The sequence below is a fragment of the uncultured Nitratireductor sp. genome, from assembly GCF_913053745.1.
In the GTDB taxonomy this organism is placed as follows: Bacteria; Pseudomonadota; Alphaproteobacteria; order Rhizobiales; family Rhizobiaceae; genus Nitratireductor.
On sequence record NZ_CAJXGF010000086.1, the window covers coordinates 1 to 20,098 of the forward strand.

Sequence of the window (20,098 nt, forward strand, 5' to 3'; positions counted from 1 at the left end):
GGCCAGCACGTAGCCGCGATCCGCCACCTCGAGCGCCATCGACACGTTCTGTTCGACGACCACCATGGTCACCCCCTGCTTGCGCAGCACGGCGATCAGCTCGAAAATCTGCTCGACGATCTTCGGCGCGAGCCCCAGCGACGGCTCGTCGAGCAAAAGAAGGCGCGGATTGCTCATCAACGCACGGCCAACGGCCAGCATCTGCTGCTGGCCGCCCGAAAGCGTTCCAGCAAACTGCTCACGGCGCTCGCGCAGGATTGGAAACAGATCGAACACCCGTTCCCAGGCCGACTTTATCTCGGCCTTGTCCCGCATCGAGTAAGCCCCCATGAGCAGGTTCTCTTGCACGCTCAGCGTGCCGAAGACACGCCGCCCTTCGGGCGACAGCGTCATGCCGAGGGAAGCGAAACGCTCCGGCGCGCTGCCGGCCACGTCCCGCCCCCTGAAAACGATCTTGCCACGGCTGGCCGGCGCAAGGCCGACCAGCGCGTTGAGCGTCGAGGACTTGCCCGCGCCGTTGGCGCCCAGAAGCGCGATGATTTCTCCTTCACGCACGTCCAGATCGATACCGCGCACAGCCTGAACGGCGCCGTATTGCACATGGAGCGATTGGACGGACAGCAGCGCAGACACGTGTCCTACCTCACTGAACGCGGGGTTCGGGGATGAGCGAGGCGTCCGGCGTCGGCTGGCCGATCAGCTCGCGCTCGCCATCTTTCACGCGGATCAGGCTGACCTCGCGCAGCGGCATACCGTTGGTACCCTTGTAAGTGATCGTGCTGGTCGCGCCCTGCACATTCTCCAGATTGGCGATGGCATCGCGTAGCGTCTGCGGATCGGTTGAGCCATCCGCAGCAATGACGGCAGCCTCGATCACCTTCACGAGATCGTAGCCCACGCCGTTGAACACCGTCTGCGGCGCCTCGCCGTGAACTTCCTCGAATTTTTCGTTGAACGCTTCGAGCGGGCTGCCCTCGGTCGGGTGACCGGCCGTGGTGAAGACGAGCCCTTCGGCGACCGCGCCGAGCGAGAAGGTGGTCGGGCTGTCGATGCCGTCGGAACCGATCATCTGGCTTTCCACGCCGGCCGCGCGCAGCGCCTTCAACATGGACGGGAAATCCGGCTCATAGGTCGAGGTCATGATGACGGCGGGCTGGGGGTCGAGCGCTGCGATGCGCGTCGCGATGGCGGAGAAATCCTGTTGACCGATCGTGTGCGTGTCCTCGCCCAGCATCTCCCCACCCAGCTTTTCGAACACCTCCGCGAAATAGAGCGGCATGGTCGTGTATTGCGTATCGGGCGAATAGATGATGTAGGCCGTGCGGTGACCTTCGTCATAAGCCCATTTGGCCGAGACGGTCGCCTGCACATTGTCGCCGGGGAAGTTGGCGAACATGTATTCGCCGCCGATCTCCGGCAGTGTCGGCGAGGAAGCGCAGGTGGAGATTGCCGGAATTTGCGCCTCGGTCACAACCCCGATGGCCGCCAGCGACGGATCGGCGTCACACGGCAATACGATCACAGAGACGCCCTCGTCCGCCAATTCCTGCGTGGCGATGGAGGTCTGCGCGGCGTCGGAGCGCACGTCTTTCTCCAAAAGCTCGATCTCGATCTTGCCGTCGATGCCGCCCGCGGCATTGATCTCGTCGACGGCGATGTGAATGCCGTCGATCACCGGCGTATCGAACGGTGCCAACGCACCGGTCTGCGCGGTTGCAACGCCGACGCGCAGCGTTTCGGCGGCAGCCGGAAACGCCATGGCGCTGGCGAGAAGCGTGGATATGAGCAACTTGTTCATGTCAGTTCCCTCTTTCTTTTCTCGTTCATTTCGTTCTGGTCGTTCTGGTCGTCCTGGTGGCCTTTGTCGTTCAGGCGGCCTTGCCCGGCCCCAGATAGGCTTCGATGACCGCCGGGTTCTCCCGGATGGCGGCCGGGGCGCCATCGGCGATGAGCTTTCCTTCGTTGAGCACGACGATGCGGTCGCACAGTTCGTTGATCAGTTTCAGGTCGTGGTCCACCAGCACCACGCCTAATCCGAGATCGGTGGAAAGGGTTTTCAACCGCCCGATCAGATCGTCGGTCTCCTCGCGATTCATGCCGGCCGCCGGTTCATCGAGCAGAAGCAGCGTCGGCTCGCAGGCCAGCGCCCGCGCGATTTCAACGCGACGCTGTTCGCCATAGGAAAGCGTTCCCGCATCCCGACCCGCGCGCTCTTCGATGCCCAGGCGCACGAGCGCCGCGCCGGCGCGTTCTTCCGCGTTCTGACCGCCGCGCGTGGAAAGAGCCGCGGTCAGAACATTCTGGTAAACCGTCAGCGTGGGAAACAGACGGATGTTCTGGAAAGTGCGGGCGATACCGTAGTCGGCGATTTTCTCCGGCGCGATGCCGGTCAGCGACTTGTCGCCGAGAACAACATCGCCCTCGGTCGGTTTCAGAATACCGGAAATGACGTTCAGCAGCGTTGTCTTGCCGGAACCGTTGGGCCCGATCAACCCGAGGATCTCACCCGGATTGACCGAGATGCTGACATCGTCGACCGCGCGCAGACCACCGAACTGCATGGCGACATGCTCGACCTGCAGTCTTTCGTCGCTGCGCCGCTTGCCCAGCGCTTCCGCATCGCCGCGTTTGGGCTTGAATGGGAAGACGCGCTCTTCCCATTCCTTCAATCCGGTGACGCCTTCCGACATGCGGAACATGGCGAACAGGATGAGCAGGCCGATGCCGATCTGCGTCGTGCCGAAAACGGCCGGCAGTTCGAGACCGCCGATGCTCAGACCGCTTTCGAAGCGGCGCAGAATCTCGGTGATGACCGTGATGAGGATCGTGCCGGAGATCGCGCCGGTCACCGTCGTCATGCCGCCGACGATCAGCATCGCCAAAAGCAGGAATGTGTCGTGGAAATAAAATTTCTTGGGGCTAAACGCGCCCAGAAAATGCGCGATCAACGCACCGGACAGCGCCATGATCGCGGCGCTCAGAACCCATGAAACAAGCCGCTCTCGCTGCACGTTGACGCCGACCGCCTTGGCGGCGATGGCGTTCTCGCGCCCCGCCCTCAGACGGAGGCCGGAAAGAGAATCGCGATACCAGCGTGCGGCGACCAGCGCGATCACACAGGCCGTGGCTGCGATGATCAGCGTCGTATCGCGCGGAACGCCGAAGAAGGATTGCGCCCCGCGTGTCACATCGCGCCAGCCGATGATCACACCATGCACGATAACCAGCAGGCCAAGCGTGGCGATGGAAGCGGCCGAACCTTCCAGCCTGCCGATGGCCACGCCAATCAGAAGCGCAATGACCGCCGTCGCCAGAACGGCAACGGCAATCGCCGGTATGAGCGTCAGTTCGGTGGCTGCCAGCCAGTCGGGCAGACCGCGCAGCGTCGCCGTTTTCAGCCCCGTCGGCAGGGTCAGAATGCCCGAGATATATGCGCCGATGCCCATGAAGGCCACATGGCCGAAACTCAGAATGCCGCTGTTGCCGCTGTAGACGCCGATCCCCGTCACGGCGATGAGCGAGATGAAGAAGACCGTGAGCACACGCTCCGCGGCCGCGCCGAATGCCCCGGCGATCACGACCCCCGCCACGGCCAGAACAAGGATGGCGAGAGCCGCGGCAATGAAGTGCTGGCGCGATGACGTGAACATGAACTCCCCTTTGATCCCTCCTTCTAGCTTTGATATTATTTTTTCACAGTCAACAATAAATTTTCATATTGACTTATGTTTTTCAAAATCGTCTCTTCGCCTCGGAGGAGATCGATGCAAGTCAGACAAAGGCTGGAGAACCTGTCGAGCGAGCTCACGGCGACCGAACGGAAGCTGTGCACCGCGCTACTGCTGGATTATCCCTATGCAGGTCTCGACACGATTCAGGATCTGGCAAAGAAGACCAACACGTCGCCGCCCTCCATCTCGCGCTTCGTGGCGAAACTGGGTTTTCAGGGCTATCAGGATTTCCAGCGCCATCTGATCGACGAGATCCGGCAATCGAACCGTTCGCCGCTCGATCTGCATGTTGGCGATCGGCCCATTCAGGGCGAATTCCTGGAAGATTTCGTTGCCCGTGCGGTGAACCTCATTTCCGCCTCGACCTCGGCCACGACGAGCGCCCAGTTCGAGCGCGTTTGCGCGCTTCTGGGCGACGAGAAGCGCAACATCTATCTCATCGGCGGGCGCATCAGCGACGCCATCGCGCTTTATGTGTCACGCCATCTCCGCCAGGTCAGAAGCGGCGTCTTCCACCTGCCGGCCGACCCGGAGATCTGGCCGGAATATCTGCTGCGCATGCGTTCGAAGGACGTGCTGTTCGTGGTCGATTTCCGGCGTTATCAGCGCAGGCTTTCGGAGCTTGCGCGCCTGGCGCGCGAACAGAGCGGTCTGCAGATCGTCGTCCTTACCGACAAATGGATGTCGCCGGCTGCCAACCACGCCAACGAAGTTTTCGCCACACCCATCGAAAGCGGCACCGTCTGGGACAGCTATGCCGGCGCGATGGTGTTGATGGAAGCGATGCTGACCCGCATCGCGGAAACCAACTGGGACAAAACCCGCAAACGCATCGAAGCCTGGGACTCGCTCCGCTTCGATCATGGAGCACGCGACGATGATCAGTAACCCACTCATGTTCGCCGCCACCTCGGACTTTTCCGGCGTGACGCGCGGCAAGGCGTTTCCCTTGAAGGACATGGAAAAGCGTTTCCGCCAGGGTGTCGGGTGGACACCGACCAACGTGCAGATCACCTGCTTCGACACCATTGCCGACAGTCCTTTCGGCTCTTTCGGCGACCTGATCCTCGTGCCCGATGCAGACACCGCCGTAACGCTCGATCTGGAGGATGGCGGCCCCATAGAACGTTTCGTTCTGGGCGATATTCTTCATCTCGACGGCGATCCGTGGAGCTGTTGCACCCGCTCGATCCTGAAAAAGGCGCTGAAACGGCTCGAGAATGTCTCCGGCCTGCGCCTCGTCGCCGCCTTCGAGCATGAGTTCCAGGCCCGCGACAAATCCGATGGCCCCGGCGAGGCTTTCGGGCTTGCAAGCTTCGGAAAACACCGCCAGTTCGGCGAAACGGTGATGGCGGCGCTGGAAACCGCCGGCGTGAAGCCGGACACCTTTCTCAAGGAATACGGTTCCGACCAGTTCGAAGTCACCAACGGACCCGATCTCGGCGTCACAGCCGCCGACACCGCCGTCAAGGTGCGCGCCGTCACGCGGCTCGTCGGCGAGCGCATGGGCGAACCCGTCACCTTCGTGCCGATCCGCGACCCCGCAGGTGTCGGCAACGGTGTCCATGTGCACATGAGTTTCGTCGACGAAAAGGGCGCGCCGGCGACCTACGATCCCGATGCGCCCTGGGGCATGTCGGCCAAGACCGGCTCCTTCATCGCCGGCATTCTGAAATACATGGACAGCATCGTCGCGCTGACGGCGCCATCCGCCATCTCCTACGCGCGGCTGACGCCGCATCGCTGGAGCGCGGCCTTCAACAATCTGGGCTATCACGACCGTGAAGCGGCCGTGCGCATCTGCCCAGTGACGAGCGCCAGCGCCGACAGCGCTGCCAGACAGTACAACTTCGAGTATCGCGCAGCCGATGCCGCAGCCTCCCCCTATCTGGTGCTGGCGGCGCTCGCCCATGCCGGCGCGCAGGGCATCGAAGAGAGCCTCGCCGCCCCGCAGGTGACAGAGGAAGATCTGTCCGAGCTTTCGCCCGATGCGTTGTCCGAGCGCGGTTTCGTGCGCTTGCCCCAATCGCTCGATGACGCGCTCGAACGGCTCGCCGGAAACGCACTGATCGCGCAGTGGATCGGCAGCGAGGCGATCGACACCTATGTGAAACACAAGCGCGGCGAGCTCGCTCATATTGCGGATCTTACCGAAGCCGAACGCTGCGCCCGCTACGAAGCCGTTTACTGACCGCTCGCAGGCCGCGAAGCAAACAGGAGAAGAAGGCATGAACGGACTTTACGACCGCGAAAGCCGCAGCGTTTCCACGCTCGCCCATCTGCGTTTCTTTCCGCAAGCGGTGACCGGCGGAAAGGGCTGTCTCCTACGCGGCGATGACGGACGCGACCTTCTCGATTTCGCCGCCTCGTGGGGCGCCGCCAGCCTCGGCCACGGCCACCCGGCCCTTGCCGAATCGGTCAACCGCGCGCTGACGGATCAGGCGGGTGCGAGCTACCTTTCCACCGCCAACGAGCCCTGCGTTCTGCTGGCCGAGAAACTGCTCTCCATCGTGCCGGAGCGCGCCGCTGGCCGTGTCTGGTTCGGCCATTCCGGTTCCGATGCCAACGAGACCATCGCCCGCGCCGTGGTGGCCGCGACAGGCCGCAAACGCATCCTGTCCTTCAAGGGCGCTTATCATGGCGGCACGGTCGGGTCGGTGGCCATTTCCGGCCACCCCGCGCAGGGCGGCATCGACAAGGCGTCGGGCCTGAGCCTCGTTCCCTATCCCGATGCCTACGCCGCCGGCAGCCCGGAAGCTGCATCCAGCGCGGCACTTGCGCATCTGGAAGAGCTTTTCGCCACCACCGTGCCGCCGGAGGAAGTGGCGGCTTTCTTTATAGAACCGATCCAGTCCGATGGCGGTATGCTGGTGCCCCCGCCGGGCTATTTTCGGGAGATCCAGGCGCTCTGCCGCAAACACGGCATTCTGCTGGTCTGCGATGAGGTGAAAGTGGGGCTCGGGCGCACCGGCCGCCTCCACGCTTTCGGGCACAGCGACATCGAGCCCGACATCATTGTTTTCGGCAAGGGGCTCGGCGGCGGCCTGCCCATCTCGGCGGCGGTCGGCCCCGAGGCGATCATGAACCACGCCTCGGCCTTCTCCTTCCAGACGCTTCACGGCAATCCGGTCTGCGCGGCTGCGGGCCTCGCCGTTCTCGACACGATCGAGCGTGAAAACCTCGTCGCCAATGCGGCCAGCGTGGGCGACACGATGCTCACGGCGCTGCGCGATCTGCAGGCGAAGCACGAACTCATCGGCAATGTGCGCGGCCACGGGCTTGCGCTCGGCGTCGAGCTGGTCAGCGACCGCGCCGCCCGCACACCCGCCATCGAGCAGACCGCGCTCGTCGTCTACCGCGCCTTCCAGCTCGGCCTCGTCATCTACTATGTGGGCATCAACTCCAATGTTCTGGAGTTCACTCCGCCCCTCACGATGAGCAAGGACGAGGCTCTGCGCGGCATCGCCATCCTGGACCAGGCCCTGGGTGACGTAGAGGCCGGACGGCTCGATCCGCAGCTTCTGGAGCGTTTCGCCGGCTGGTAAGTCCCGCCCCGTGTTCAGTGCTGCGCGCTCGGGTTTTCCGCACCTTCCGCGGCAATTGCGTCGGGCGATGCCCGCTGCGAAAAAAGGAACGGCATCGCCACCACCACCAGAACGGCCTGCAGCACGAAAACGCTGGAATAGACCGCATCCGGCGTAAAACTCAGCATCTCCATCACCTGGATCAGGATCTCGAAGAGCTCCAGCCCCACTTCCGTTCCCACGATGATCACGAAGGCGATGAAGAGCGACAGATGCGCGTTCCTGCCTGCCGCGCCGGTGACCGCAAAAACGGCAGCCGTCGTCAGCAGTCCCGTGCCGAAACCGGTGAGCGCCTTGGACCCCAGATAAACCTCGTAAAAGGGAAAGCCGAAATACAGCATGTAGGATCCGAGCCCCGCCGCCGTAATCACCGCGCCGGCAATCATCAATGTGCGCTGGATCGGCATTCTCGCAAGGATTGCCGTCGCCCCCATGGCCGCCACCACCTGCGCCAGCGCACCGAGCGTCGCCCGGTCGGCGATCAGCGTGTTGGAACACATGTGCTTCACCAGATAGGCGGTGTCATAGAAGCCCGTCGTCGCCACATTGGCGAGAAAGAGAAAAGCGAACACGCCGAGCGTCGCTCCGCCCGCGGGCGTTCGCGGGGCCTGCGCCGCACCCCTTCCCGGCGACACCCGAACGATGAGATAGGCAAGGCTCGCCGCAAACAACGCGGCGGCAATCTGCGTTTGCGGCGCACTGATGCCCGAAAGCGAGACCAGTGTCGTCACCGCCTCGAAGGTAATCAGCGCAACAAGCACCGGAAGAAGCGCAAAACTGGCCGCCTTCTCCTCCGTTACCCCGCCCGCCGTTTCATCCGCGGGCTCGCGCACCACCCATAGGCCCAGCATCAGCAGAAAGGGCATCATGGCGAAGCCCACAAAGAAAATGTCCAACCCATAGCGCGGCGCAATCACCCGGACGAGCTGCGGCGTGATCAGAAACGCCGCCGGCATGGCCACGGCCCAAACGCCCGTCAAAAGCTTGGAATGCCGCTCGCCGCCCCAGCCGGTCATCATCTGCGCGATAGGCGCGAGCGCCGCCAGCGAAAAGCCGATGAGCGGAAACAGCACCACCACCAGCGCCTCGCGCGTCGCCACCGGCGGCGCAACCCAGAAAAGCGTAGCCAGCCCGATGCTTGAAACCCCCGCGACGAAACACATCGCAGCCGCCAGCGGCCGCGCCGGAAAACGCTGGATCAGTCGTGGCGTGATCAGAAGCGACAGCAGCACCGCACCCAGAAGCAATTCGATGATCACCGACGTCTTGTTGACGGAGATCCGCAGAAAGCTCGCAAATGCGCCTTCCGAGACGAACACCGTGGAGCTGACCACCGAACGCAGCCCGTTGCCGAACAGCACCAGAAGAAGAAGCAGCGGCAACGCGGCCTTATTCATGCGCGTTTCAGCCCTCGTTCAGATGTTTCGCCAGACGTATCCCCATGGCGGCGATGGTCAGCGACGGCGCGTTAACCGGTGCGCTCACATGGGTCGACGTGCCGAGAATGTAGAGGTTCGGGTGCTGGTGGGTCCTCAGATCCGGCCCGACAACCGAGTGCTTCGGATCGGTTCCCATACGGGTCGTCCCGGCGATGATGGCGTTGGAGAGATAGGGCGTGTCTTCCTTGACGTCCGTTGCACCCATCAGGCCAAGCACTTTCTGGTTTACCTTGCGCGCCACCTCGATGCCGGCCTGCGTGTAATCGTCGACCGTGAAGGCGATGCGCGGGCGTGGCACGCCGGACGTGTCCGGCTTATCGGAAAGCGTGATCCGGTTTTCCGCCACACCCAGCGTCTCCGCCGAGGAATTGAGCCGCACATGGCGTGAAATCTGCTCGTTGAGCGCGTTGACCAGCTTCGCCCCGCGCATGCCCTTGCCGATCAGTTCGCGCGAAAGCTTCTCCGCATCCGAATTGCCGCTCCAGCCATTGTTCATGAACGACGTGCCGAAGGCGGCGTATTCCTTGCGGAAATCGCCGTCGCGATATTCGATGATGCCGGAGGTCTGCTGCGGCCCGCGATAGGGATAGACCGGATCCGTCACAGTGCCGGTCACGTCGATATTGTATTGCGAAAGCAGATAGCGCCCCACCTGGTCGTGGCCGTTGCCCACGCCGCCGGGCGCGGTTTCCTGCTTGGAATTCAGCATGAGACGCGGGTTCTCGATCGCGTGCCCGCCCAGAACGAAAACATCGCCGGTCACCTTCTGCGTCGCCCCGTCCGGGCGGCGGATCGTCAGCGACACGACTTTCTGATCGGCTCCGATTTCGATGAAGGTGACAAGCGCCCGAAGCTCGATGCGCGCGCCGGCCGCCACCGCCTTGTCCATGTCGAAAGAAGCATCGTACTTCGCTCCGATGGGACAGATCGGCACGCAGGTATTGTTGCCGCAGCAGGCTGGCCGGTTGTCGAAGATCACCGAATTGCGCGCATGCGAGAAACGCTTGGAGGTGAGCCCCATCTGATCCAGCGCCTTCTGGATCTCGAGATCCATGTAAGAGGCCGGAATGGGCGGCATCGTGTAACCCTCGCCCGGCTTGCGCGGCGCTCCCCAGGTGAAATCCGGGTCGCCGGAAACACCCCAGCGCGCTTCCGCCTCTTCATAATAGGGGATCAGCTCGTCATAGATGATCGGCCAGTCCACGCCTCGGCCGTATAGCGTCGCGCTCTTGAAGTCGTTGGGCCGTAGCCGGTCGGCAAAGCCCGTCCAGTGCCAGGTCGTGCCGCCATAGATGCGCAGATATGCCCCGACGAAGCGCTCCGGCCCCGCCTGATCGTAGAAGGCGTCATAATCGGTATCGGTCGGGTGCGGGGCCCAGTCCTGGCTCGGATAGGGCGCTTGCGGCCCCTTCACCGGATTGGCGTAGAAATCGGCAAGATACTCCGAGCGCGGCTTGCTGTCGCCGGCTTCCAGCACCAGCACGTCGCGTCCCGCTTCGGCGAGGCTGCGCGAAAGATGCGCCCCCGCCATGCCGGACCCGACGATCACGATATCGGCGTGCAGGTCGCTCATGCTGCCTCCCACGGATTGAGCCAGTAGCCGAATTCCGGCCCGGAACACAGACCCGGCGCCTTGGCGAAACTCAGCGACTTCCATCCCAGCGCGTACGGATAGTTGATCATCGGCGCATTTTTGTCGGCCGGATCGGCCGAACCGGTGAAGAGATAGGCGGCGATCCAGCGCACCTGCTCTTCCCTTTCGCCGTCCTGCACGTCGAGCACAGTGGCGATGCCGGCACGTCCGAAATGCGCGACCAGGTCCTGCAGCGCGGGCACACCGAACGTTTTGGTGAAATCGCGCTTCAGCGCGTCGCGCAGGATCTGCGGCGACTTCACCGGGCCCGCAATGGCAGAGACCAGCCCATCCCACACCGTGTCGTCATAGGCTGATCCCAGACGCGCGGCCTGCGCCACCGGTGCAAGCGCCACGGCGCTGCAACTTCCGGCAAGGAAGGCGCGGCGGGAAAGGCACAGGCCAGTCACTGGACCGACACCTTGACGAAACCGCGCGAGCGGTTGGAACCCTCGTCCACCAGCATCATCGCCTCGTGCAGCTTCTCGACGCTGATCCAGACCGGCGGATATTTGTACTTCGCCACATCGAGGATCAGAACGCTGTCGGTCTCCTCGTCATAGGCGCCGACAGGCGAGATATGCCCGTCTCCCTTCTGCGGCAGCGCCTTGCGCGAATAGTTGGCGACGAAGCGCGCATCGCGGTCTTCAAGCGTTTCCTTGATCGCCTTGCGCAATTCGTCAACGGATGTTTCGTCGGCAAAATGATGCTCGGCCGCAAGCCCCGCGTTCTCGATAAAGGTGTCGAGTTCGGCCAGCGTCAGCCCCTCATGCTCAACCATCGCATAAGGCTTGAGCTTCTGATTGGCCTCGTTGAACAACGTGTCCTGCGTGAACAGCGTCCACGGATAAAGCCGGTCGGGCGAGGGCCGCGGAATGCCGAGCGCATTGGCCACCGCCGCAACGGTCGCCGGTCCGCAGAAGGTCAGGATCTGCTCGCTCTCCACATAGGTCGCGAGGCTGAAATAATCGCGGTTGAGATCGGCCTCGAGCAAACGTGCCTCGCCCGGCTCGCTCGTCAGATAGAGAAGCTCTTCGTCTGCAAGTGCCGGCGTTGCGCAAAGTGCCGCAACGGCCAGCGCGATCAGTTTTGTGCGAACCATTCCGAAATCTCCTTGATGTCCTCGTCGCTCAATTCCTTGGTATAGAAGCCCATCACGTCGGCCGGCCCGCCCGTGCGGCGGCCCTCGCGATAGGCCTTGAGGGCAGCTTCCAGATAATCCGCCCGCTGACCCGAAAGGATGGGAACGCCCGCCACCAGAGGGTTCCCGTCGGCCGAGTGACACGAGACGCAGCCCGAGGCCTGTTTCGGAACGGCGGTGTTGTCCTGCGCCTGGGCCGTGAACGGCATCAGAAGCAGCGCAGCGAGGCTAAGCCTTGATATTGACATTGAGCATCATCCCCAGGTCTTCGTGTGGCAGGATATGGCAGTGCATGACGAAACGGCCGTCGAACTCGGTGAAGCGGATGCGCACCGTGGCCGAACCGGCCGCCGGCACGGCTATCGTGTCCTGCCAGTGTTTGTAGGCGAGCTCCTCGCCATTGAGGTGCGTCACCTGCATCGGGTTTACATGCACATGGATCGGGTGCGGGAACGGTGTGGTGTTGACGAACTCCCATTCCTCCGCCGTGCCCAGGCTGGCGACGATGTCGTCCCGCGAGGGGTCGAAGGGCTTGCCGTTGAGTGTGAACACCGTGTCCTTGTACATGCCGGGCGTGTCGGTCACGCCGAGCACGATCTGCTGACGCTTCGAGATTTCGTCATCGGTGATGTCGGTCAGGATCTTGTTGTCGGGCAATTCTTCCTCGGGAACGCGCGTGCCCATCTTCACGTCCGGCGCGATCCGGTCCGTATCCGCCGGCAGCACGACAACTTGCGCCATGCGCACCTCGGGAAGCGCCGTCTTGCCCTGAGAAAAGGCGGGGCGGATCAGGTCGTAGACCCCCACTTTCGACGCCCGCACCATAACGTTCGACCGATTGCCCGGCGCGATGAAGATATTGCCGGTCTTGCGGGCGAAATCGTAAGGATTGCCGTCGAAACCGATTTCGAACAGGTCGAGACCGTCCAGTGTCATCGGCAGGAACTGCTCGTCGCCGGCGTTAAGCCAGCGCCAGTGCTGCACCTCGCCCTCACGCATATAGATGCGCGGCTGATACGCGCCGTTGACCAGCCAGTAGCGTTCTGAGTCGAGGTTCCAGATCGTATCGTAGCTGTCGACTTCGCCGCTTTCCGGGTCCACCACCGGGCATTGAAACACCATCACGCGTTCGATGGCCTCGGCCACCTCCGGCACGTCGTCCAGCGTTCCGCGCACGATCATCATGCCGCCGCAGCCCGAAGCCACCTGCACCGCGACCGAACCGTGCCGATGCGGGTGATACCAGTAATTGCCGGCGGGATGATCTTCCGGAAGCTGCACCAGATAGTTAAAGCTCTCGCCCGGATTGATCTGCAGATAGACGTTGTCGCTGTTGGCCTTTGGGCTCACATGAAAACCGTGGAAGTGCAGATTCGTGGAATTGAACTGGTTCGGCGTGTTGGTCACCGGGTCGTGGTCGCGGTTGGGCGGCATCCGGTTGTGCAAGGCGATCTCCATTTCGTCGCCCGGCGACACACGGAAGGTCGGCCCCGGTATCTCCCCTTCATAAAGCCGCAGCTCGGCGCTCGCGTAAGGCAGGTCGTGGCGGGCGATCTTCATCGTCAGGTCGGTCTGGAAACGCCCGTCGACGGAGTGGATCTCACGCGGGTTCTTCAGATCGCCGTCCATGCCGAGCGGCGAGCGCGCCGGCACGAGACGCGGATCGTCACTGCCCTCGGCCACCGCCGCCTTGTCCGGCCGTAACATGGCCAGGGCCGCCACGGTCGCCAGAGCCGTGGAACCGAAAAGGAGGGCACGCCGGTTCATCTGCATGTGGAACATCCTGCCTTGTTTCAATCGGGTCGTCTGTTTCGTTCGGTCAGCGCGCAGACCGCGCCGGCGGTCAGTCTTTCCATGCGCAGTGGTGCGGACCTTCAGCGCCCACCTCTGTCGGGCAGGCATTGCGGAAGCCCCAGACGAAATCCGTCTGAACCGCCACCAGCTCCGGCGCCGGCACGCCATTGGCACTCTTCGGGAGGCCGGCGTCACTCAGATCGCTCACGAAGATCGACAAGTTCGGCAACCCCTTCTCCGTCACCGAAGCACGCGCGTGGCAACGGAGGAGCTGGCCCAGAACTCGCCACGCACCGCCTCGGTGAAGATTTTCCAGGCGCAAGCATCGGGACAGGCTACAGACGGATTTGTGATCCCCGCTCCGAAATCGAACCGCCCTTCTCCGTCTAAGACAACGGCGCATTCCGGCGAATCACGCAGATCAGCCAGATATTGCATTGCGAAGTCGATGGAGTCGGGCCTGGCGTTGGCAACCGAGGTTGCGACCGAACCACCTATAAAGGCCAGAAAACACGCCTTTCTTGCGGTCCCCGCCCAATCGCGAAAAACGCGCGCCATGCGTTGTGACTGCGTCTGGTGCGCCAACAGTCTTGTGCCCCCTCACAAGTTGTTCTGCGCCCAACTTTTACCACAAACGTTGCCAGTTCGTTGACAGCAAACCGGGGAATTGAACAATTTTCGATTTCTGCGGTCAGGCCCTCGCCAAAGATTGAGGAGAAACGGCTGAAATTCGTTCCAGTTCTGCGTAGCTACCGGCGGTTGACGCCAGCACGCGCGCTGGTTCGAAAAGTGCATTCTGCGGGAACGGCAACACGATGCCGCCCGCCTCGCGCACCAGACAATAACCGGCCATGCAATCCCACGCGTTCATGCTCGGCTCCGCGTAGCCGACCAATCGTCCCGCCGCGACATAAGCCAGCATCAGCGCGCCCGAACCGTTGCGAACGAATGTCCCGCCAATCTTGAAAAGGCTCTCGACGATCCGCGCCGCCGCGGCGGGCTCCACCCGGTCATTCGAGCCCAGCCCAACCACACCCGTGCGCAGGTCGAGACTGTCCGCTACCCGCACCGGCACCCCGTTCAGTGTCGCGCCGCCCCCGCGCCGGGCGCTGTAGCACTCGTCGAAGCAGGGCGCGACGATCACACCCAGGACCGGCTCACCATCGATGCACGCCCCCACCGACACACACCAATTGGGCATACCGTTGAGAAACGCGCTTGTGCCGTCGATGGGATCGACGACCCAGGTGAGCCCGCTGGTGCCGGGCGTCATCCCGTATTCCTCGCCCAGAACGCCATCGTCGGCGAAGCTTGCGGCAATGCGTTCGCGGATCGACTCCTCGACTTTCTTGTCGGCTTCGGACACCAGATCCTGCGGGTTGCGCTTTGTTTCGATGACCAGTTCATCGCGCCGTCGAAAATAGTCGAGCGCCGTTGCGCCGGCCGCCTTCGCCATGGTTTCGGCAAAGGCCAGCCGTGCGGCCAGATCGGTATCGGAAAGGGACACGCTGTTCTCCTGAAAGGTCGTTATCATCCTGTGATCAATGCGATGCCGCGCTCGCGGAAACCGATCGAAACGTCGGTGGCGGGAGGCAGCGGATCGGTGGTTCCCGTATCGACGACGAACACCGTCCCCGTCTCCAGTTCAACCTCGTACTCCACATGGTCGCCGAGATAAGCGGAGTTCTGGATTCGGCCGGGCAGTTTTGCATCGCCGCCGGGGCTCAGGCTGATGGCGTTCGCCCTCACCGCCAGCTTTGCCGGCCCCGGCGAGGCCGGCTTTCTGACCGGCAGGCTGTGCTGCAATCCGCCAACCTGGACCGTCGCCCTGCCATCGGCGAAACCCAATACCTCGCAAGGGACCACATTGGCCTCGCCCATGAAGTCCGCGATGAACTCCGAAGCCGGCTCTTCGTAGAGTTCGCGCGGAGGTCCCTCCTGAGCCACCAGCCCGTTCTCCATCACCACAATGCGATCGGAGACAGCCAGCGCTTCCTCCTGATCGTGCGTCACATAGACGGCGGTGAACCCCAACCGCTGCTGCAGTTCGCGAATTTCCGTGCGCACACGACGGCGCAGCCGCGCGTCGAGATTGGACAACGGCTCGTCGAGCAGAAGAACCTGAGGCTCCAGCACCAGCGCCCGCGCCACCGCCACACGCTGCTGCTGTCCGCCGGAAAGCTCGGCCGGCAGTCGCGCGTCGAAATCGTTGAGCCCCACAAGAACCAGTCCAGCATGAGCGTTCTCCCGCGCCTGCGCCTTCGGTTGACCGCTCGCTTCCAACCCGTAGGCGACATTGTCGAGAACACTCATATGCGGGAACAGCGCATAGGATTGAAACACCATCGCCACATCCCGCTCGTTGGCCGGCAATCGCGTAACATCGTGACCGCCGATTTCAATCGTTCCGGCAGTCGGCGCTTCCAATCCCGCCAGCATGCGCAACGTCGTCGTCTTGCCGCAGCCCGATGGGCCGAGCAGCGTGACCAGCGTTCCCGGATCGATGGTCAGATCGAGGTCGTGAATAGCTGTGAAGGAGCCGAAATTCTTGCGCACATTGCGAAAGCGGACGGAGCCGCGTTGCGGGTTGCTCATGCCTTTGCCTCCAGACTGGAATGGACGCGCTTCTTCGCGGCCGGACGGCTTGCGGCGTTGTCGCGTCTCAGCCGTCGTTCGCCGACCAGAAGCTGAAAACCGCCGATTACGGTGATCATGACGAGAATCAGCACAGAGGAATAGGCGATGGCGATGCCGTATTCGCCATTCTCCACCAGTCCCACAATATACGCCGTGGCCATGTTGTACTTGGCGCTGACCAGAAAGATGACGGCGCTGATCGACGTGATCGCGCGCACGAAGGAATAGACGTGCGCGGCCATGATCGCAGGCCTGAGCAAGGGCAGGATCACCCGACGAATGGTGCGCGGGCTCCCTGCACCCAGCGTGATCGACGCTTCGTCCAGGCTCTTGTCGAGCTGGCTCATCGCCGCCACGCCGCCGCGCACGCCCACCGGCATGTTGCGGAAAACGAAACAGGCGATCAGGATCAGTGCCGTGCCGGTCATTTCGATAGGCGGCAGGTTGAACGCCATGATGTAGCTGATGCCGATCACCGTGCCGGGAATGGCGAAGCTCATCATCAGCGCAAATTCGAAGGCGTTTCTGCCGAAGAAATTCTGCCGCACGATCAGATAGGCCGTCAGCAGGCCCACGGCTGCGGTCAGCGGCGCGGCGATGAGGGCGATCTCCATCGTCGTCCAGAAACTGTCCCAGGCGACACCGGTCCAGGCCACCGCACCGTCCCGCCACTCGACCGAGAAGCCGCGCAGATAGTGCTCCAGCGTCAGCGTGTGGTCGAGACCCCAGATTTTCACGAAACCGCCGAACACGATCATGCCGTAGACGGCGAGCGTAAAGACGATCCACGGCACAACGACGGCGTAAAGCAGTGCCGCAAGCGGCCCGGGCAATGCGGCATGCTTGCCCGAATCCCCCTTGCCCGTAACCGTCGCAAAGTTGCGTCCGGCAAGCCAGACACGCTGCAGCAGAAACGCCGACAGCGTGAACGTCAGAAGAACGATCGCCAGAACGGCAGCCCGTGAAGGATCCGTCTGGGCACCGACCACGGCGAAGAATATCTCGGTCGACAGAACTCCGTGGCTTCCACCCAGCACCAGCGGGTTGCCGAAATCGGCCATGCTCTCGATGAAACCGATCAGGAAGGCATTGGCCAGCCCCGGCGCCATAAGTGGAAGCGAAACCTTGCGGAAGGTGCGCCAACGCCCGGCCCTCAACGTCTGCGAGGCCTCTTCCATGGAAGGGCTGACCCCCTCCACGACGCCGATCAGAACGAGGAAGGAAATGGGCGTGAAGGACAAGACCTGCGCAATCCAGATACCCGTCAAACCATAGAGCCATCGGCCAAGTTCGGCGCCGGTCAGCGCCTCGATCCACCCCGTCACGATGCCGGAGCGGCCAAGCATCATGGTCAATGCAAGTCCGATCACGAAGGGCGGTGTGATGATCGGCAAAACCGTCAGGAGCCTCAGCCCCTTCTTTGCGGGAAAGCGCGTACGGGTCGCCACAAGCGCGAAAGCCAGCCCCAGCAAAGTCGAGGCGCTTGCCGTCATCACGGCAAGAAAGAAGGTGCGCCAGGCAACGCCGCAGCGCGCGCCGCCAACCACGCAATCGAGGCTCCAGATTGCCGGGTCCTGCATGTTCCGGATGAAACCGTTCGGATTGAACGAACCGTCGAAGTCCTGAAACGATCCCGCGAACATGGAAACAATGGGATAGAAGACGAAAACGCCCACAAGGGCCATCAGGAGCACGATGGAGCCGACGGTAAACGCATCGCCTTTCATCGCGCCGCGTTCGGCAAGCCCGTACGACAACGACGCGAGGAAGCACAGCGACAGGACCACGGCACCGGCGCCGAACGCCGGCTGGCCGGGATCGAGCGCGCCAAAAAGCGTGTCGCCAATGCCCCACGCCCAGCCCCAGAAGGTAATCGCGAGGCCTTGCAACACCATGAAGACCGTGCCCATCACGCCGATCAGCGCCAATCGGCCGCCGCGCCGCTCTCCTGCCGGCATTGCAAAGCGCGTCGCAATGGCAGCAGCGAACAGAGCGAACCCGGCGAGGAGCCAGAAGCGGCCGAGAAAGGGTTGAAGCAGTCCCGGATAGAGATCCGGATCGCCCGCCATGTCCCCCACCCACTGAAAGGCGAAGAAGCCGCCTTCCACCCGATACCACGGCAAAAGACAAAGGGCGGCCAGGCCCAGCCCGAACATAACGTCGAGCCGACGGTTTTCGCGCGTCATCATGTGCAGTCCTGTGCGGTGAAAAGCGCCTCGGGTTTCTCCCCAACGAAACCCGAGGCTCCGGAACGCGAGATCAGTTGGCGATGGCGCCGATCTCGCGGTCCCAACGCTCAAGCAGCGCGCGCCGCTTTTCCGAGCTGCCATAGGTGGTGAAGTCGTAATCGATCAGTTTCACTTCATCGAGACTCGGTGCTTCTTCGGGAACCGTGGCGGACGCATTGGACGGAATCTGAAAAGACTTCGCGTCCTTCAGCAGCGATTGTACGTCCGGCTTCAGCACCCAGTCATACCAGACCTTCGCCTCTTCGACATTGCGCGCACGATCGACGATGGACATCGAACCGATCTCGTAGCCCGTGCCCTCGCAAGGCGCGACGACACCGACGGGAAAGCCCTCGACAGCCTGAGCAACCGCGTCGTGCATGAAGACGATGCCCAGGCCCGTTTCGCCGCGCGCAGCCGCTTTCACAGGAGCAGACCCCGATTTGGTGTATTGCGAAACATTGGCGTTCATTTTTTTGAGGAATTCGAACGCTTCGTCTTCGCCCATGAGCTGCACCAGCGTTGCCAGCGCCGTATAGGCAGTGCCCGACGAGTTCGGGTTGGCGACCTGGATCTCGCCTTTCAGGGACGGGTCGAGCAGATCCGCCCAGCATTTTGGCGGCTCGATGCCTTTTTCGGCCAACACGTCCTTGTTGTAGCCCCAGCCAAGCGCACCGGAGTAGACACCGACGGTCTTATACTCGGCACTTTCGGCCTGTTTCACCGCCCAGGGCAGAAGCTCCTCCAGCATGGGCGACTCGTATGACATGGTCAGCCCGTCGGCCGCGGCTTGCAAATGTGGATCGCCCGTACCGCCCCACCAGATATCCGTTTTGGGGTTGCGCGCCTCCGCGCGCACCTTTGCGTAGGCTTCGCCGGAAGACAGCCGCACCATGGAAACGTCGATCTCGTGCTGCGCCTCGAAGGTTTCGACGAGCAGTTCGCAAATGACGACGTCGGCCGAGCAGATCAGGTTCAGTTCCGCTGCGTTCGCGGCGGCCTGAGACGCCAGAATCGAGCCCGCGGCAAGCGCCGCCGTGGCCAGATAGTTTTTCCTCATAAAACCCTCCCTTGGTGCATATTGGATTTGGTTTTGCACACCTGTGCAATGTTCATACCCTGCATTGATCAAGTCAATGCCCTATTCCACATTTATTTTGCCCAAAACGACGCTCTCTGCGGTGACTTTGTTTGCACACGCGTACAAAGCGCTTTATCTTCGTTTCAAAATTGTCGTTCGAAGTCAGGGGGACCGGTGGCGGGGCGCAAGACTTCCGTAAGTGCCAAGGATGTTGCCGCTCGGGCCGGGGTCTCCCGAGCCGCGGTGTCGCGCACCTTTACGCCGGGCGCCAGCGTTTCGGCAGAAACGCGCAACAAGGTTCTCGCTGCCGCCGAGGCGCTGGGCTATCAGGTCAATCATCTCGCACGTGGCCTGATCAGCCGGAAAACGGGCATCGTCGCATTGATCGGAGGCGACCTCGCCACCCCGTACCGGTCCGAACTCCTGCGGGTCCTGACGGAGCGCCTGCAAACGACCGGCAAGGTCGCGATCCTGATCAACACCGACCGTTCGGATTCCACGGTCGACCTCGCATTGCAACAAGCAATCCGCTACCGTGCCGAAGCGGCCATCGTGTTATCCGGCATGCCGGAAAAATCCATTGCCGCGCTTTGCCACCGCAACGGCCTCCGGCTCGTTCTGATCAATCGCGACGATGCGCATACGAGTTCGATTCAGATCCGGCTCAACGATGCGCAGGCGGCTGGCATGGCTTTGACGACGTTCCTGCGCGCCGGTTGCCGCCGCATCGCACTTGCCACATCGCAGGCCGGCACACCAAGCCTTGTCGATCGCGAAGAGAGCTTCATGGCCGAGGCGCAGCGTCTTGGCCTGCCAGTGATCTGCGAACG

Annotated in this window: 18 protein-coding genes; 4 read left to right on the forward strand and 14 right to left on the reverse strand. The window is 62.6% G+C overall.

What is annotated here, in order from left to right; translation table 11 throughout:
- The 3 genes from QZ638_RS14430 to QZ638_RS14440 all read right to left on the reverse strand — a co-directional run.
- Nucleotides 1-633, reverse strand: a 633-nt coding sequence (locus QZ638_RS14430; protein ID WP_295811772.1) for an ABC transporter ATP-binding protein, incomplete at its 3' end; no start/stop codon positions are given.
- 10 nt (nucleotides 634-643) lie between these two features.
- Nucleotides 644-1,798, reverse strand: coding sequence for an ABC transporter substrate-binding protein (locus tag QZ638_RS14435; RefSeq protein WP_295811775.1), 1,155 nt, complete (start codon nucleotides 1,796-1,798; stop codon nucleotides 644-646).
- Between the two features lie 70 nt (nucleotides 1,799-1,868).
- The gene (locus tag QZ638_RS14440) at nucleotides 1,869-3,650 is read right to left on the reverse strand and encodes a branched-chain amino acid ABC transporter ATP-binding protein/permease (protein WP_295811777.1); all 1,782 of its coding nucleotides are present in this window, start codon (nucleotides 3,648-3,650) and stop codon (nucleotides 1,869-1,871) included.
- A gap of 114 nt (nucleotides 3,651-3,764) precedes the next feature.
- Here QZ638_RS14440 and QZ638_RS14445 point away from each other — a divergent pair, with 114 nt between their 5' ends.
- Genes QZ638_RS14445 through QZ638_RS14455 form a run of 3 tightly spaced genes read left to right on the forward strand, consistent with a single transcriptional unit; the run spans nucleotide 3,765 to nucleotide 7,276 of the window.
- Entirely contained in the window at nucleotides 3,765-4,619 is an 855-nt protein-coding gene (locus tag QZ638_RS14445) for a MurR/RpiR family transcriptional regulator (RefSeq protein WP_295811782.1), read from the forward strand.
- Complete coding sequence (locus QZ638_RS14450) at nucleotides 4,609-5,922, forward strand: glutamine synthetase family protein (protein ID WP_295811785.1); 1,314 nt, start codon at nucleotides 4,609-4,611, stop codon at nucleotides 5,920-5,922. The genes QZ638_RS14445 and QZ638_RS14450 overlap by 11 nt, the downstream gene beginning before the upstream one ends.
- A gap of 37 nt (nucleotides 5,923-5,959) precedes the next feature.
- Entirely contained in the window at nucleotides 5,960-7,276 is a 1,317-nt protein-coding gene (locus tag QZ638_RS14455) for an aspartate aminotransferase family protein (protein WP_295811788.1), read from the forward strand.
- Nucleotides 7,277-7,290: 14 nt separating this feature from the next.
- Here QZ638_RS14455 and QZ638_RS14460 read toward each other — a convergent pair whose 3' ends face one another.
- The 11 genes from QZ638_RS14460 to QZ638_RS14510 form a co-directional block, all read right to left on the reverse strand.
- Nucleotides 7,291-8,712 carry a hypothetical protein gene (locus tag QZ638_RS14460; protein ID WP_295811791.1) on the reverse strand — a complete coding sequence of 474 codons (1,422 nt, stop codon included), beginning with the start codon at nucleotides 8,710-8,712 and terminating at the stop codon, nucleotides 7,291-7,293.
- 7 nt (nucleotides 8,713-8,719) lie between these two features.
- Nucleotides 8,720-10,327, reverse strand: a complete 1,608-nt coding sequence (locus QZ638_RS14465; RefSeq protein WP_295811794.1) for a GMC family oxidoreductase — start codon at nucleotides 10,325-10,327, stop codon at nucleotides 8,720-8,722.
- Entirely contained in the window at nucleotides 10,324-10,743 is a 420-nt protein-coding gene (locus tag QZ638_RS14470; protein ID WP_295811796.1) for a hypothetical protein, read from the reverse strand. Before QZ638_RS14470 ends, QZ638_RS14465 begins: the two co-directional genes overlap by 4 nt.
- Before the next feature lie 50 nt (nucleotides 10,744-10,793).
- Entirely contained in the window at nucleotides 10,794-11,489 is a 696-nt protein-coding gene (locus tag QZ638_RS14475) for a phytochelatin synthase family protein (RefSeq protein ID WP_295811799.1), read from the reverse strand.
- Nucleotides 11,471-11,776, reverse strand: a complete 306-nt coding sequence (locus QZ638_RS14480; protein WP_295811802.1) for a cytochrome c — start codon at nucleotides 11,774-11,776, stop codon at nucleotides 11,471-11,473. Before QZ638_RS14480 ends, QZ638_RS14475 begins: the two co-directional genes overlap by 19 nt.
- Complete coding sequence (locus tag QZ638_RS14485) at nucleotides 11,757-13,301, reverse strand: multicopper oxidase family protein (RefSeq protein WP_295811803.1); 1,545 nt, start codon at nucleotides 13,299-13,301, stop codon at nucleotides 11,757-11,759. Before QZ638_RS14485 ends, QZ638_RS14480 begins: the two co-directional genes overlap by 20 nt.
- Before the next feature lie 70 nt (nucleotides 13,302-13,371).
- Nucleotides 13,372-13,551 carry a hypothetical protein gene (locus QZ638_RS14490; protein ID WP_295811806.1) on the reverse strand — a complete coding sequence of 60 codons (180 nt, stop codon included), beginning with the start codon at nucleotides 13,549-13,551 and terminating at the stop codon, nucleotides 13,372-13,374.
- Between the two features lie 462 nt (nucleotides 13,552-14,013).
- On the reverse strand, nucleotides 14,014-14,856 hold the full coding sequence (locus tag QZ638_RS14495; protein WP_295811809.1) for an inositol monophosphatase family protein: 843 nt from the start codon (nucleotides 14,854-14,856) through the stop codon (nucleotides 14,014-14,016).
- Entirely contained in the window at nucleotides 14,853-15,917 is a 1,065-nt protein-coding gene (locus QZ638_RS14500) for an ABC transporter ATP-binding protein (RefSeq protein ID WP_295811811.1), read from the reverse strand. Before QZ638_RS14500 ends, QZ638_RS14495 begins: the two co-directional genes overlap by 4 nt.
- Nucleotides 15,914-18,145 (reverse strand): iron ABC transporter permease, encoded by a 2,232-nt coding sequence (locus QZ638_RS14505; RefSeq protein ID WP_295811818.1) that lies wholly within the window; start codon nucleotides 18,143-18,145, stop codon nucleotides 15,914-15,916. Before QZ638_RS14505 ends, QZ638_RS14500 begins: the two co-directional genes overlap by 4 nt.
- Before the next feature lie 73 nt (nucleotides 18,146-18,218).
- Entirely contained in the window at nucleotides 18,219-19,247 is a 1,029-nt protein-coding gene (locus tag QZ638_RS14510) for an ABC transporter substrate-binding protein (RefSeq protein WP_295811814.1), read from the reverse strand.
- 195 nt (nucleotides 19,248-19,442) lie between these two features.
- Between QZ638_RS14510 and QZ638_RS14515 the strand changes: the two genes are divergently transcribed.
- Nucleotides 19,443-20,098: LacI family DNA-binding transcriptional regulator (locus QZ638_RS14515; RefSeq protein ID WP_295811816.1), on the forward strand; the 656-nt coding region annotated here is incomplete at its 3' end.